10 protein-coding genes are annotated in these 15,564 nt (G+C 51.0%); all 10 read right to left on the bottom strand.

All coding sequences use genetic code 11. From position 1 onward, the window contains the following. Nucleotides 1-1,644, bottom strand: a complete 1,644-nt coding sequence (rho, locus tag LA360_RS15855; protein ID WP_022202077.1) for a transcription termination factor Rho — start codon at nucleotides 1,642-1,644, stop codon at nucleotides 1-3. Between the two features lie 546 nt (nucleotides 1,645-2,190). Beyond that, nucleotides 2,191-2,517: a hypothetical protein gene (locus tag LA360_RS15860; protein WP_022202941.1), complete on the bottom strand. Its 327-nt coding sequence runs from the start codon at nucleotides 2,515-2,517 to the stop codon at nucleotides 2,191-2,193. A gap of 560 nt (nucleotides 2,518-3,077) precedes the next feature. Further along, nucleotides 3,078-4,394 (bottom strand): replication-associated recombination protein A, encoded by a 1,317-nt coding sequence (locus LA360_RS15865; protein ID WP_022202942.1) that lies wholly within the window; start codon nucleotides 4,392-4,394, stop codon nucleotides 3,078-3,080. Between the two features lie 13 nt (nucleotides 4,395-4,407). Then, nucleotides 4,408-5,136: a polysaccharide deacetylase family protein gene (locus tag LA360_RS15870; RefSeq protein ID WP_002587254.1), complete on the bottom strand. Its 729-nt coding sequence runs from the start codon at nucleotides 5,134-5,136 to the stop codon at nucleotides 4,408-4,410. A 191-nt stretch (nucleotides 5,137-5,327) separates the two neighbouring features. Next, nucleotides 5,328-7,139 carry a GH25 family lysozyme gene (locus LA360_RS15875; RefSeq protein ID WP_002587253.1) on the bottom strand — a complete coding sequence of 604 codons (1,812 nt, stop codon included), beginning with the start codon at nucleotides 7,137-7,139 and terminating at the stop codon, nucleotides 5,328-5,330. Nucleotides 7,140-7,228: 89 nt separating this feature from the next. Beyond that, a complete protein-coding gene (locus LA360_RS15880) occupies nucleotides 7,229-8,290 on the bottom strand; it encodes a PspC-like choline-binding domain-containing protein (RefSeq protein WP_002587252.1) in 1,062 nt (353 codons plus the stop codon). A gap of 107 nt (nucleotides 8,291-8,397) precedes the next feature. After that, nucleotides 8,398-10,269 carry a phosphotransferase gene (locus tag LA360_RS15885; protein WP_002587251.1) on the bottom strand — a complete coding sequence of 624 codons (1,872 nt, stop codon included), beginning with the start codon at nucleotides 10,267-10,269 and terminating at the stop codon, nucleotides 8,398-8,400. A gap of 212 nt (nucleotides 10,270-10,481) precedes the next feature. After that, nucleotides 10,482-12,596: a glutamine synthetase III family protein gene (locus LA360_RS15890; RefSeq protein ID WP_002587250.1), complete on the bottom strand. Its 2,115-nt coding sequence runs from the start codon at nucleotides 12,594-12,596 to the stop codon at nucleotides 10,482-10,484. A gap of 312 nt (nucleotides 12,597-12,908) precedes the next feature. Beyond that, nucleotides 12,909-13,772, bottom strand: a complete 864-nt coding sequence (gene fba / locus LA360_RS15895) for a class II fructose-1,6-bisphosphate aldolase (protein WP_002587249.1) — start codon at nucleotides 13,770-13,772, stop codon at nucleotides 12,909-12,911. Nucleotides 13,773-13,862: 90 nt separating this feature from the next. Further along, the gene (gene thrC, locus LA360_RS15900) at nucleotides 13,863-15,359 is read right to left on the bottom strand and encodes a threonine synthase (RefSeq protein ID WP_112481767.1); all 1,497 of its coding nucleotides are present in this window, start codon (nucleotides 15,357-15,359) and stop codon (nucleotides 13,863-13,865) included. Nucleotides 15,360-15,564 lie beyond the last annotated feature (205 nt).

Genomic DNA, 15,564 nt, shown 5'->3' on the forward strand with positions numbered 1-15,564 from the left:
CTAGAAGAACCGAATCCGCTTGGCATTCTCCACAAATTCCCTGTTATTCCTGGTCCTCGCGAAAAGGTCAAGTACCTTTTCCACTGCGTCCTCAGGTTTCAGGGAATTAGTGGCCTTGCGGATGATATCCACTGCCTCCGCTTCCTCCCGGGAAAGCAGGAGATCATCCCGTCTGGTACCGGACTTCAATATATCGATGGCCGGGAAAATACGTTTCTCAGACAGTTTCCTGTCAAGCACCAGCTCCATATTGCCGGTGCCCTTAAATTCCTCATACACAACATCATCCATGCGGCTTCCCGTCTCCACCAGCGCAGTGGCCAGAACGGTCAGGCTTCCGCCCTCGCGCATATTTCTGGCCGCGCCGAAGAAACGCTTTGGCATATGAAGGGCCGCCGGATCCAGACCGCCGGATAATGTACGGCCGCTGGGTGCAACCGTCAGGTTGTATGCTCTTGCCAGCCTGGTAATGCTGTCCAGCAGGATAATAACGTCACGTCCGTGCTCCACCAGACGCTTTGCCCGCTCGATCACCATCTCGGATACCCTCTTATGACGGTCAGGCAGCTCGTCAAAGGTAGAGTAAATGACTTCCACATTGGGTCCCACAATGGCTTCTTTTATGTCTGTAACCTCCTCAGGGCGCTCGTCGATCAGAAGGATCATCAGATGCATGTCCGGATTATTGGTTGTGACTGCCTTTGCCACCTGCTTTAGCAGTGTTGTCTTACCTGCCTTTGGAGGAGACACGATCATACCGCGCTGTCCCTTGCCGATGGGAGCCAGAAGGTCCAGAACACGCATGGCCACTGTATTCCTCTCTCCAGGTGTTTCCATGTGAAGGCGCCTGTTGGGAAAGATGGGGGTCAGGTCCTCAAAATTGGGCCTTGTCTCCGTGGCGCTTAACGGATAGCCGTTTACCGTCTTGATGTAGAGCAGGGCCGCGAACTTCTCCGTTGCAGACTTCACCCTGCGGTTTCCCACTATAATATCGCCTGTCTTCAGATTGAAACGGCGGATTTGGGATGGGGCCACATAGACGTCGTTTTCACCTGGAAGGAAATTTTCACAGCGGATGAATCCAAATCCGTCCGGCATGACTTCCAGTATGCCGTTTGCCTCAATGCCGCTGTCCAACTCAGCCATGTCCTGGCTGGATAAACCCATTGAGTCACTCCTGTTGTCCGCTCTGGTAAAACGCTCTCCCTCACTCTGGGAAGGCGTACTGTTCTGGCTCATGCTGTTATTCATGCCACTGTTTCCATGGGGCTTGGGAGACTGGGTTCTGTTCTGTGTATATTTGTTGTCGTACCCTCTTGAAACAGGGCGGCGGTTATCCGTTCCTCTGCTGTCATTCCTGTTTTCCTGATAATCCTGGCTCCTTGACTGGTTGCGCTCAGGGGCATGGGACTGGTCCTGGGGACGGTACGCTTCCTGGCTGCGGGATGCCTCCTGTCTGCGGGGCGTTTCAGCCTTTTCTTCTCTTTTTATCTCCGCCGGCTTCACTTCCGGGTTTTTCTCCGCCTCAGCGCAGAGCAAATCAATGATTTCTGCCTTTCTCAATGAACTAATGCCCTTAATTCCACGGCTCTTGGCCATTTCCTTTAGTTCTGAAAGAGGCAGGGTCTGCAGTTTTTCACGCATAGTATCTCTCCTTATTAAATTCAATTCTTCACCCGCAAAAAAAGCCGGTGCACGCCTTCTGTCTATATCCACATTATCTTCTGTTCATTCAAATTCGGGGTTTATTCCAGATTTGGGAATTGCTCAGGGACTAACAGACTGCCGGCAGCATCAAGAAAACTGCCAGCCAATCTATGTATAGCCCTATTATATACACGAATATCAGAGAATGTAAAGTTAAAATTTGAGAAAATCAGCTTTTCCTAAAATGAGAATAGGATACCACTCTGATTCCACCTGTATTATTGGTGTATCTGTTAAGCTTCCCATACGCCTAATACTTCACACTTAGCATCCCTAATTAAAAATCTTGCTCCCCAAAATATCAAACTCTACCTTGTTAAAGGGTTCACTGAAATAATCAAACTCCAATATCACAGCTTCTTCAAAGTTAATTCTTTCAAAATTTTTTCTTGTCAAATCAATTACTCTATCAATTTACACCACCATCTATTTTTCGGAGACGCTCAACCAATGCCTGGCTTACGCCGGCACCTAGTTTCCCTGCTAAAGTAGTGCCAATAAAAGGTCCGTAATACGGAATACAATATGTTCGGATGTAAGGGCAATCAGCATGTATGTACATCCACATAAAAGCTTTCCTAGCCTGCGCCCTGGAAAGCAAATATAAGAATACACAATCTGCAGGGCGGTGACACTGACCAGCCGCAAGAGCGGATAGAAATACAGTTTATCAATCCATGTAATTGCTAATGCCAAAAGGATGCCGCCAAGCATCTGGCGGTACCAGTAATGGTCCTTTCCTCCTAAAATACGATAGAAAAGATACCAGCAGATACCTGCCTCCACAAAATTAATCATTATCTCTGCCATTTTCTCATAATCCTCCCCTAAAAACAACTATTCTCAAGTGCCAATTCGTGCAAAAAACCGACAATTCGTGAAAAAAACAACACCCCCACCCCCATTATTATAACATTTTTTTCTGTTTATGTGGCTAAATCTGGAAATCCGCTGGTGCCTGATATGCACTTTATAATGCAATATAGTAAGAAACCCTTTACAAGAGCATACAGAAAAAAGAGCTGCCAACCTTACAAACAACGCCGCCCTGAAAACAAGGCGGCGTTTTGCTATGTGGTCACTTCTGGCCAGTGTGGCCAGAGGGAGTGGTATATTTATATTCCCTGCATCTGATATGTTCCACAAGGATAAAAGATATAAGGCCCAGGAGCGGTGAGCGGCAGGGCCGCGGACAAGGGAAAAGGCCGGAGGCGTGTTCCCTACGCTTCCGACCTTTCATGGACTCCTCTTTACAACACTGTCTAACTCCAGACCATTTCTGCAATGGCGCCTTTCATTGACATCTATAAGGACGCCATTTTTTAATGTCTGATACAAAGTCAGGTATTATATGTACAAATATCAGAAAGTCAGCTTTTAAGCCATTTCATATGCGCATTTATCTGTTTCTCGTAACCATTGTCAGAAGGTTCGTAAAATACGGTTCCCTCCATACCGTCAGGCAGATACTGCTGCTGCACATAATGCTTGGGGTAGTCGTGGGCATACCGGTAGCCTGCCCCATGCCCCAGCTTTTCCGCTCCCTTGTAATGCTTGTCCTGCAGATGGACGGGCACAGGCATGGTCCGTTCATTCCTCACCGCTTCCATGGCCTTCTGTACCGCCATACAGGCAGCGTTGCTCTTTGGAGCCGTGGCCACATAGGTAACTGCCTGTGAAAGGATGATATTGGCTTCGGGAAGTCCGATTCGCTCTGCGGCCTGGGCTGCGTTCACCGCCACCACAAGGGCCTGAGGGTCCGCGTTTCCCACATCCTCCGCAGCGCATATCATGATTCTTCTGGCTATGAACTTGATGTCTTCCCCCGCGTACAGCATCCGCGCCAGATAATACACGGCAGCGTCCGGGTCCGACCCCCGCATGCTTTTAATGAACGCGGATATGGTATCATAGTGGTTGTCCCCGTTCTTATCATACCGGACCGCCCTTTTCTGAATGCATTCCTGGGCCACTGCCATATCAATGTGAATCCGCCCGTCCGATCCCTTTGCAGTGGTCAGCACCCCCAGCTCCACGGCATTTAACGCGGCCCTGGCATCCCCGTTGGCCGTATCTGCCAGGAAATCAGCGGCATCCTCGTCGATTTCGGCATCGTAAATGCCCATTCCTCGTTCCTTGTCATAAACCGCCCTCCGGATCAGCTCCTTTACATCGTCCTTTTCCAGGGGCTTAAGCTCAAATATCCTGGACCTGGAAAGAAGCGCTCCGTTTACCTCGAAATAAGGATTCTCCGTAGTGGCTCCTATCAGTATCAGCGTCCCGTCCTCCACAAAGGGCAGAAGGTAATCCTGCTGTCCTTTATTAAAGCGGTGGATCTCATCCACGAACAGTATGGTTTTCCGTCCGTACATGCCAATGTTATCCTTGGCCTCCTTCACCACCTCCTCCATGTCCCTTTTTCCCGCCACCGTGGCGTTAATCTGCCTGAAATCCGCACTGGTGGTATTGGCAATGACCTTGGCCAGAGTTGTCTTCCCGGTTCCCGGAGGTCCGTAAAAAATAATGGAGCCCAGCTTATCCGCCTGTATGGCCCGGTACAGCAGCTTATCCTTTCCCACAATATGCTGCTGCCCCACCACCTCATCCAGGGTCCTGGGACGGAGCCTGGATGCCAGAGGCGACTCCCTCTCCATATCCTTTTCTCTCATATAATCAAATAAATCCATATCTGTATTCTCCTCAGTCAATCAGCAGTTCATCCACCGTAACAAAAGTATAGCCCCGCTTCGTCAGCGTGTCAACGATTTCCAGGGCTGCTTCCACAGAAGTGGGGAAAATATCATGCATCAATATAATATCCCCGTTCTCCACATCCTTAAGCACACGTTTCACAACACGGTTGGTATTGCGCAGTTTCCAGTCCAGTGAGTCCACGGACCACAGTACGGTGGTCATGCCGACCCTGCACTCCAGCTCCTCATTCCAGTCTCCATAGGGCGGGCGCATATACTGGGGCCGCTCTCCCGTAATCTCTTCTATCATCCGGCTGGTCCTGTCCACGGCCTGGCAGACCGCGTCGGATCCGGCCTTTGTGAGCTGCACATGGCTGTAGCTGTGATTTCCAATCAAATGCCCCTCTGCCTTCATCCGCTTTACAATTTCCTCGTTTCCCTCTATGTTCTGACCCATAAGAAAAAAGGTTGCCCGGACATTTCGCTCTTTCAGCCCGTCCAGCAGTTTTTCCGTGTAATCCTCATTTGGTCCGTCGTCAAAGGTCAGAGCCACACATTTCCCTTCCAGGCCCTTGGCCCGGTCCAGGGTATCCCCTCCCTCCCTGACCCAGGAGCCCCCGTCAACGGACACATGGGCCGGCATTTCCCCCCTTACCGCATGGATAAGGCCGCCCAGCAGCAGAAGGTCCATTATGCAGACGGCTGCCAGGAGTTTTGACTTATTTATCAGCTTCACCCTGTTTTTCCCTCTCTTATTTCACATCCTTATCTATCCAGTATATGTGCGGGGACAATGTAAAAATGCTTTTACCTTTTTCCGTCTTCCACATACTTAAAAAAACATGGGCAAAGAAGAAAACAGCGCCGGGACTGCTCCCGGCGCCGCTCAGCTGAACTTAAATCATATAGAACGTATTTCCCTGACTTCTACTGTGCTGTTCCTATCGGTGTGACCACTACACCCGGTCCGCCGGATGTACCTGTGACAGACTGGCCTGACCCCGGTGCCTGATTGGATACGCCGCCGCTCTGTGAAGGCTGGGGCGCCTGTCCTCCCTGGCTGCCGCCTGGCGCCTGGGTCTGTACATTTCCTGTCTGGCCGTCCCCGGTCTCATTTCCCGTTTCCTGAACAACCTGGCTGAGCACTCCGCTTGCGTCTGTATTGTACGCCACGCCGCCTATGTCCACAGTGGTGCCTGCCGCCATACGTCCTGTGGATGGCTCCATATAGTAGTGGAGTCCGCCCACATCGATCACGCCTTTCGCCATACGTCCGGAGCTCTCAAAGTAATACCAGGCCCCATCCATCTCACGCCAGCCCGTGGCCATTGCCCCGGATCCCTTAAGGTAATACCGCTCACCGCCGTCATCCAGCCAGCCTGTCTGCATCACGCCCTCCTGGCTGCTGTAATACCAGGTTCCGTTGTCATTGATCCAGCCCTTTGAAAGGGCTCCTGAGCTGTCCAGATAGTACCACTTCCCGTTCTGACTGGTCCAGCCTTTTGCCATGGCCCCATTTCCCTCCAGGAAGTATCTGCGGCCGCCGTCATCCAGCCAGCCTGTCTGCATCACGCCCTCCTGATTGCTGTAATACCATGTTCCGTTGTCATTGATCCAACCCTTTGAAAGGGCTCCTGAGCTGCCGAAATAATACCATTTCCCGCTGTCGGATTTCCAGCCGGTTATCATCTTACCGTTAGAGTCATCCAGATAGTAAGACTTGCCGGACTGGTTGAGCCAGCCCCTGGACACCAAACCGTCCCCGTTCATATAGTACCATGTGCCGTCATCCTGAATCCAGTTGTTTTTCTGCTTTGCATAGTTCTGGTAATAGTAGGTCTGCCCGTTGATAGTCCTCCACGTATTAGCCGGAATCACAGAAGTGAAATCCTTGAACTGAAAATCGATATCCACATTTCCGCTTATACCGTTTACAGCGCCGGTGCTTGTTGCCTGCCACATAACCGGATTCTGATAGGCGGGTTTGGCGGAATAGCGGGCTACCCATACAGGATAGTTCATTTTGCTCATATCCAGCTTATTGGCAAGCCAGTTGTCATTGGCATAGATGACAGGATAATAGCCCGCCTCTGAAATCCGCCCGCAGAACGCGTTGGCGATGGCTGCCAGCTCATCCTTTGACAAGGTTCCCTGGGTGGAATCCTCCATGTCAAAGGCCACGGGATAGGAAACCGGATAATCATGAATCAGGTTGAGGACAAAGTTGGCCTCCTCCACCGCCATCTCCGGCGTCATGGCCAGAGAGTAGATATATACGCCCACCTTGACGCCTGCCGCGCTGGCCTGCTGGATATTCCTGTGGAAGTAAGGGTCCACTGCGCCCTTTGAACGGGTGCCCAGCATGACGAAGGACACGTCGTCCGCGGCTACCTGGCTCCAGTTGATATCTCCCTGCCACCTGGACACGTCAATTCCCCGGAACAGCACATTATTGATGGACGAGCCGTCCGGCATCTGGTATACGCCGTTTACCTTCTTCCATGCGTTGGGATTTGCGGTGGAAGCAGACTGTCCGGAGGTGGTTCCTGTACCGGAGGTGGTTCCTGTGCTGCCAGTGGAACTCTGCCCCGGCCCTACGGGAGATATGACCGTGGAGGACTGGGTCTCTCCCGGTCCCACGGCCAGGGATGTACCCGCGGGCACCATTGTCCCTGCCCCGATTAGCCCCGCCAAAACAAGTGCGCGGCAGCGCCTCATTATCTGCGTCGTATTTTTCATAATCTTCTCCTCATACCATTGTATTTTTCAAAAAAAGAGGGGATGTCCAGCCATCCGCTGTCACATCCCCCTTGTTAAACTGCTGTACATCAACCTGGTCCGTCTGTCCGTCCTGGTTCAAGCGCAGTTGACGAGCCGGATGGGCTGTTATTGGAATTGCCGCTGGTCGGGCCGCTGGTGCTGCTTCCGGAGCCGCCCGGTGTGCCGCTGCTGATACCGGAGCCGGAAGAACCGGACACGCCGGGTCCGCCGCTGCCGCCGGAACTGCCGGAATTATTGTTCACGGTTCCCGGTGTCTGGGCCGATACGCCGTTGGCATTCTGGCATACACCGCTGCCGTCAAAGTTATACTGTACGCCATTGATGGTAGCTGTGGTGCCCGCAATCATCTTGCCCTCGTTGGCAGGGTTCAGATAGTAGTACTTGCCGTCCAGCTGAATCCATCCCGTCATCATATGTCCATTGCTGTTGAAGTAATGCCAGGAATTATCAATCTGCTTCCAGCCTGTGGACATCTTGCCGTTGCTTGTATCCATATAATATTTGTTGCCTTCGCTGTCGCTCAGCCAGCCGCTCAGCATCCGGCCATCCGTATTCAGGTAGAAATAATCATTATCCACTTTAGCCCAGCCCGTCATCATCTTGCCGTCCGTGCCAAAGAGGTACCAGTTGTCCTTAATCTGTGCCCAGGAATTAACCACGCACTTTCCGTTGCTCTGGAAATAATACCATGCGCCGTCCATCTCACGCCAGCCGGTTGCCATGGTTCCGTTGCCCCGCATGAAATAGTAGTCGTTTCCAATCTTCAGCCAGCCTGTAACCATACTTCCGTCGTTCAGCATATAATACCACTTGCCGTCCTCCGGATTGATCCAGCCCATGGCCATGAGACCGTTGGGCCTGAAGAAATACCATTTTCCGTCAATCTGCTTAAAACCCGTGGACATATGTCCCGTGGATAAGTCCATGTAATACCAGCCCTCGCTGGTCTGAAGCCATCCTGTATGTGTCTGTCCATTATAGATATAAGTCCAACTGTCATTGGATTTACTCCATCCGTCCGCCCCATAGCTGGTGAATACAGACCCCAATGACATGGCCCCAATCATACCGGCTGCCGCGATTGCTGCCCAGTACTTTTTATATCCCATTTGTCATCCTCCTCGCCTGGTATATCTGGCCAGGGGCATAGTAGTCCCCAACCGTTTACATATCTCCGATTATAGCACAATCCCATATTCATTTGGTAACAAATTTATTACAATTTCCGTAATTTCCTATAATATTTTTTTGCATACCGGTACATGATGATGGTGTATTCTCCAAACTCATCGCCCAGAATGCTTTTATATACAGCCCACAGGCACCACAGGAATCCTCCCAGGGCCGCATTGGCATATAGGGCGAACAGCTCGTCCTCAGAGGGCTCCCTCTGAAGATAAAGCCTGAAGAGACGTTCCATGTCCTCTTCATTGTAATAGGAATAAATCGCACACATGGACACATCCATCACCGGGTCACACATGCCTGCATACTCCCAATCCAGGAGTTTTACACTGCCGTCCTCAAAAAAGAGAAAGTTATCCACATTTGCGTCAATATGACACAGGCATTTTGGGTGTTCCATGGAATCCAGGGTATCCATGAGCCAGTCCATCCACCCCCTCACTTCCTCGTAATCCTCAAACAAAAGAGCTCCATGGCTCCTGCACAGCTTTTCATAGAAGCTGATTCTCTCCCGGATGTCAAAGGAATGGGCCACCGTAATACCCGACTGGTGAAGGCAGCGCACCATGGACATGCATTTTTCCATATCGTCCCAATCCGCTGCATCCGCATTTCTGGTACCTTCATAGTAATCCGCTATCTTATACCCCGTCTTTTCGTTCATGTACAGCACATGCTCGGTGATTTCAAGCGGGGCAACGGCGTCGTAGACTGTTTTTTCCTGTTCCCTGTTAATCAGAAGTTCTGTTCCCGGACCTGGTATGCGGCAGATGCAGTGGCGGTCCTCCACCTTAAACAGAAACGACTTGTTGGTCATGCCCGCTTTCAGGCAGCGGATATCTTTAATGTGGGATTCCGGTACCTTGAATACCTCTGCGACCAGCTTCATGGCCGCATTGTCAGAATGATTCTGATAGCGGGGGTCAAACAGGCGCAGCTCCTCCAGGTTCTCAAACTCATATACCTGGTCATCCGGCTGGCGGTTCACATCCATCTCTATCTCATCCCATCTGGAAGCAGCCAGTCCGCTGGCTTCCTGGGCCGCTTCCAACAGTCCGCCGGCTTCCTCCTCCAGCCGCCGCCTGGCCTCTCCTTCCAGCATATCAACATAGACCTGTTCCCAGTAGAACTGCTCTGTTCCCGGCGTCTTATAATAGGCTTCCAGCACGGGAAGGAACTGCCGGGAAAATTCCCGGGAAAAATAAGCCGGACCATACATGACCCACTGGTCCCGTCCGCCTACTTTCACATCGGTGATCCTTCCCTTTTTATTGAAATAAAGGCACCACTCCTTGGTCTCTCCCCTCTGAAAAGCCGAGCTGTACCAGGCCCCACATTCATAGGCATGATACATGTTCTCCCGCATCCAGTTGTCCGATGACAGAATGTACATATTGCGTCCCTCCAGCACCTTCCTGGCCCGGTATATAGTGGTCAGGGTGTTTTTGCTGGTGTATTCAGGATTGTACAGAAGCTCCACACCGTATTTATCAATGAGGTATTCAAACTTCTCCTTCAGATATCCCACTGCTATGGTTATGTTCCTTATCCCCACTTCGTGAAGCTGCTTAATCTGACGCTCAATCATTCGCTCCCCAAAGACCTCCAGGAGCCCCTTGGGCATCTCAAAGGTCAGGGGTACAAAACGTGAACCGAATCCGGCTGCGATAATAAGGGCGCCGTCCACCCTATATTGGTCTAACAGCTTCTGTCCCTCAGCCCTCAGCCTCCATCTGGCTTTTCCCTTTTGGCTGCTTTTCTCTCCTATATATCCCTTTGCCAGGCAGTCCTTAATCAAACCATTGGCCGTGCCCAGGGAGACGTCCAGCTTTCCGGCCAGCTCCCTCTGGGTGATATCCGGCTGCTCCAGCACTGCCCTGCATACAAGTCCATGTCTGTCCATTGTGTAATCCTCACTTCCTGCCTGTTTATGTTCAAATTTATCATTTTGTGGAAATATATGAACATTATATCACACCCGCTAAAAAAAGCAAGCATAAAAGCAGCATGACAGCACCCGGAAAATGGCAGAGAATATTCCCTTTTTTGATACCATAAAAATAAAAAACCAGACTCCGAAACATTCCCCAGAATCTGGCTTTCTTATCTATAAACTTACACTTCAAATATCAAATCCCCATAACTTGGCATGGGCCACAGTTCCTTATCCACTATCATCTCCAGCTGGTCCACAGGAGCCCTGAGCGCTTCCATGGCCGGTACTACCTGGCTGTGGTAGATGACAGCCTGGCCCTTGCCACCCTCGGCGGCTGCGGCCTTTTCCGTCGCCTCCAAAAGATGGGCAAGTGCTGTCTTTATCCCGGTAAGCAGCTCTGAGGTCTCTATGAGCAGCTCTGTCTGGGTGCTCACATCCGCCTCCTGGCATACGCCTTTCACGGCCCCGATGGATGCGGCAAGCTGTGTGGTATACTTGATGACTGCCGGGATAATGGACTTGCTGGCCATATCGTACATGGTCCTGGCCTCAATGTTAATGGCCTTGGAATAGTTCTCATATTCCACCTCAGACCGGGATTCCAGCTCAGCCTTTGTAAATACCCCAAATGCCTCAAACAGCTTCACCGCCTTATCCGTTGTCAGAGCCGGGATGGCATCCACCATGGAGCGGATGTTCGGAAGTCCTCTTCTCTCTGCCTCGGCTACCCATTCATCTGAATATCCATTTCCATTAAAAATGATTCTCTTATGGGCGGCCAGAGTCTTCTTTATGAAATCATGTACAGCCATATCAAAGTCATCTGCCTTCTCCAGTATGTCTGCCGCTTCCTTAAAGGCTTCTGCCACGATGGTGTTCAGCACGGTATTGGGAGAAGCGATGGAATCCGAGGAACCCACCATGCGGAACTCGAATTTATTACCGGTAAAGGCAAAGGGTGATGTACGGTTTCTGTCCGTGGCATCCTTATCCAGATCAGGAAGAATGTCAACTCCGGTCTTTAAGGTGCCGCCCTGTTTGGAGTGGGTGGCTTCGCCGGTGCTGCACAGCTGGTCGATTACATCCTCAAGCTGCTCTCCCAGGAAAATGGATATGATGGCAGGCGGCGCCTCGTTGGCTCCCAGTCTGTGGTCATTTCCCACATCGGAGGCAGACTCCCTGAGAAGGTCTGCATGGATATCCACTGCCTTGATGATACATGCCAGTACCAGAAGGAACTGGATGTTTTCATGAGGCGTGTCACCAGGATTCAGGAGATTGGTGCCGTCATCCGCGGTCAGCGACCAGTTGTCATGCTTACCGGAACCATTGACGCCCGCAAAGGGCTTCTCATGAAGGAGGCAGGCCATGCCGTGGCGTCCGGCCACCTTCTTCAGTGTCTCCATGACAATCTGGTTGTGGTCAACAGCCTGGTTTACACCCTCGTAGATAGGCGCAAGCTCATGCTGGGCCGGAGCCACCTCGTTGTGCTGTGTCTTGGCAGGCACGCCTAATTTCCACAGCTCTTTATTTACATCGTTCATGTAAGAACCGATTCTCTCACGGATGGCTCCAAAGTAATGGTCCTCCAGCTCCTGGCCCTTGGGAGGCATTGCGCCGAATAAGGTTCGGCCGGTGTAAATCAGGTCCTTGCGCTGCAAATATTTCTCTCTGTCTACCAGGAAATATTCCTGCTCCGCGCCTACGGACGGTGCGACCCGCTTGGCTGTGGTGTTGCCAAAAAGACGGAGTATCCTTAATGCCTGCTCATTGACAGCCTGCATGGAACGCAGCAGCGGAGTCTTCTTATCCAGCGCCTCCCCCTTATAGGAACAGAAGGAAGTGGGGATGCACAGGGTCACGCCGATGGCGTCTTCCCGCAGGAAGGCGGGTGAGGTACAATCCCAAACCGTATATCCCCTTGCTTCAAAGGTGGCCCGCAGGCCGCCGGATGGGAAGGAGGATGCGTCCGGCTCGCCCTTAATCAGCTCCTTGCCGGAGAATTCCATGATTACTTTTCCGTCGGATGGAGCAGAGATAAAGGAATCATGCTTTTCCGCAGTCACCCCTGTCAGCGGCTGGAACCAGTGGGTATAGTGGGTGGCTCCCCTCTCGATTGCCCAGTCCTTCATGGCATGGGCAACCACATCCGCAATACTGGGGTCCAGCTCTGCCCCGTCTTCAATGGTTTTCTTTAACTTCTTGTACACGCTCTTTGGCAGACGGTCCCTCATCACCGCGTCATTGAATACATTTTTACCGAACATCTCCGATACATTCAACACATCGCTCATAGAATTATCCATCCTCTCTTTTTTATCTTCCTTTTCCAAAATCGTTTCCAAAATTCTCAGGTCATAGCTCTCTCAGGTCATACATCTCTTTTCACGTAATTATATTAAGTCCGCGCGTATATATAATAAAAAGGTGTTCCCCCTCTGAGAGAGAACACCTTTGTTCTTTATTAAAATAAACCATTTTCACCGAAATTGCAAGTGGTTTTTCAATAAAAATACATTTTTATTCTAATAAGGATTGTTAAGCCATATTAATAACTAGCATCAGTTATAGTGATGTAGGTTATAAATCAGCCGGTATATCGTATATTATGCCTTGCCAACGGAACCGAACAGCTCCATCTTTTCCTTAACAGTTGCCCTGATAGCATCAGCGCCCGGAGCCAGAAGCTTCCTTGGGTCAAAGCCCTTGCCCTTCAGGTCCTTGCCTGCCTCGATGTATTCCCTGGTGGCTGCCGCGAAGGACAGCTGGCACTCTGTGTTTACATTGATTTTCGCAACGCCCAGGCTGATAGCCTTCTTAATCATATCCTCAGGGATACCTGTACCGCCGTGAAGAACCAGAGGCATATCGCCTACGGCTGCCTTTACCTGCTCTAATACGTCGAAACGCAGGCCGGGCCAGTTCTCAGGATATTTGCCGTGGATATTGCCAATGCCTGCTGCCAGGAAGTCAATTCCCAGATCAGCGATGGCCTTGCACTCCCGGGGATCCGCGCACTCGCCTAAGCCTACCACGCCGTCTTCCTCGCCGCCGATGGAGCCAACCTCTGCCTCCAGGGACAGACCCATGGCATGAGCTACCTTAACCAGCTCCTTTGTCTTCTCGATGTTCTCTTCGATTGGATAGTGGGAACCATCAAACATGATGGAGGAAAATCCTGCTTTGATACATTTATAGCAGCCATCGTAAGTACCATGGTCCAGATGCAGGGCAACCGGAACCGTGATGTTCAGTTCTTCCATCATAGCCCGGACCATGGCAGCAACTGTCTTAAATCCTGTCATATACTTTCCTGCGCCCTCGGATACACCCAGGATAACCGGAGATTTCAGTTCTTCTGCTGTCAGCAGCACGGACTTGGTCCACTCCAGGTTGTTGATGTTGAACTGGCCAACCGCGTACTTGCCTTCCCTTGCTTTTTCAAGCATGTCTTTTGCTGAAACTAACATATTATACCTCCTTATAACTTTGTTATTTTATTAACCATCTCACCCATTATATCGCATACGCGAACAAAAAGGAAGATGTTTTTCATTAAATCAGCTGATGCCGAGGATGTCCTTTACCTCGTTCTTCATATCACCCACGCCGCACTCCCTGTTATGGCGGACCGCCGCATGACGGATTTCCTCCACTGCCTGGGGAACAGCGACGCCGGACAGGGCGCTTAATGCATCCACGATTTCAAATTCATCCTTGCCCTCCAGTCCTTCCCTGCCTGCAATGGCTTCCATGACACTGTGGGAAAATTTATAAGGGCTGGCAGTGGACGCTATGACTGTCTTTGTGCCATCCCCGCTTTCCTTCCTGTAATTTGCGTAAACAGCAGCCGCAACGCCTGTATGGGTGTCAATGAGATAGCCCGTATCATCAAACAGTCTCCTGATGGTGGCAGCGTCCTGCTCCTGGGTGGCAAAGCCTCCCGCGAAATCAGACATGAAGACGCGCATCTCAGGCGTCACCTCATACCTTCCCTCCTCGGAAAGCCTCCGCATCAGGGCCGCGTTGGCCCGGGCATCACATCCTGTGCTCAGATAGATGAGACGCTCCAGGTTGCTGGATATAAGGATATCCATGGACGGTGAATTGGTGAGGATGAACTCTCTCTTCCTGTCATAAATTCCTGTGGTGAAGAAGTCATATAAAACTTTATTGTCATTGGATGCGCATACCAGCGTCTTTACAGGAAGTCCCATGCGCTTCGCAAAATAGGCCGCAAGGATGTTGCCGAAATTGCCTGTCGGCACCACCACATTGATTTTCTCGCCCTTGTCTATCTCTCCCGCTTCTAACAGTTTGGCATAAGCATATACATAGTATACAATCTGCGGAACCAAACGGCCAATGTTAATGGAGTTTGCCGAGGAAAACCGGAACCCCTTTCCCGCAAGCTCTGCTTCCAGGTCCTTGTCCCCGAAAATTTTCTTCACGCCGGTCTGGGCGTCATCAAAATTTCCGCGGATTGCCACCACAGAGGTGTTGTCCCCTTTCTGGGTGCGCATCTGAAGCTCCTGGACCTTGCTGACTCCGTCCTTGGGATAGAATACAATGATCCGGGTACCGGGCACATCCGCAAATCCGGCCATGGCCGCCTTGCCCGTATCCCCGGACGTGGCTGTGAGAATGACAATTTCCCGGTCCACATGGTTTTTCCTGGCCGCTGTAGTCATAAGATGGGGCAGGATGGACAGCGCCATGTCCTTGAATGCAATGGTGCTTCCATGGTACAGCTCCAGATAATATGCTCCGTCAGCCTTTGCAAGGGGGGCTATCTCTTCTGTATCAAACTTGCTGTCATAGGCCCTGGCAATACAGTCCTTAAGTTCTGCTTCCGTATAATCTGTCAGGAACAGCTTCATAACCTCGTACGCTGTCTCCTGGTATGTCATGGACGCCAGCTTTTCAAGGGGCACATCCAGCTCCGGAATACCGGACGGCATGAACAGGCCGCCGTCCTTTGCAAGGCCCTGTAAGATGGCCATGGAAGCTGTCACTTCCTTTTCACCGCCTCTTGTACTCTGATAGGTTAATCCCATACTCTTTTTCCTCGCTTTTAAAATTCTCAATTAGTAATGTTACCAAAATATTAACATATTTCCCGGACAGACGCAACTGTAAACACGGATACCTTCCTTTTCCGCCCTTTATCTGGTATACTGATACAGCCTGTCCTCATACTGCCGGGGCCTCATCTGACGCGGAAAACGGGGCAGGCCCAATAAGCCCGGGAGGAACATCATC

This window comes from Enterocloster clostridioformis, from assembly GCF_020297485.1.
GTDB lineage: Bacteria > Bacillota > Clostridia > Lachnospirales > Lachnospiraceae > Enterocloster > Enterocloster clostridioformis.

Bases quoted from the DNA above. Each gene is read 5' to 3' on its own strand.
- rho (WP_022202077.1), bottom strand. From the start codon at position 1,644: ATGCGTGAAAAACTGCAGACCCTGCCTCTTTCAGAACTAAAGGAAATG.
- LA360_RS15860 (WP_022202941.1), bottom strand. From the start codon at position 2,517: ATGGCAGAGATAATGATTAATTTTGTGGAGGCAGGTATCTGCTGGTAT.
- LA360_RS15865 (WP_022202942.1), bottom strand. From the start codon at position 4,394: ATGGATTTATTTGATTATATGAGAGAAAAGGATATGGAGAGGGAGTCG.
- LA360_RS15875 (WP_002587253.1), bottom strand. From the start codon at position 7,139: ATGAAAAATACGACGCAGATAATGAGGCGCTGCCGCGCACTTGTTTTG.
- LA360_RS15880 (WP_002587252.1), bottom strand. From the start codon at position 8,290: ATGGGATATAAAAAGTACTGGGCAGCAATCGCGGCAGCCGGTATGATT.
- LA360_RS15885 (WP_002587251.1), bottom strand. From the start codon at position 10,269: ATGGACAGACATGGACTTGTATGCAGGGCAGTGCTGGAGCAGCCGGAT.
- LA360_RS15890 (WP_002587250.1), bottom strand. From the start codon at position 12,596: ATGAGCGATGTGTTGAATGTATCGGAGATGTTCGGTAAAAATGTATTC.
- fba (WP_002587249.1), bottom strand. From the start codon at position 13,772: ATGTTAGTTTCAGCAAAAGACATGCTTGAAAAAGCAAGGGAAGGCAAG.
- thrC (WP_112481767.1), bottom strand. From the start codon at position 15,359: ATGGGATTAACCTATCAGAGTACAAGAGGCGGTGAAAAGGAAGTGACA.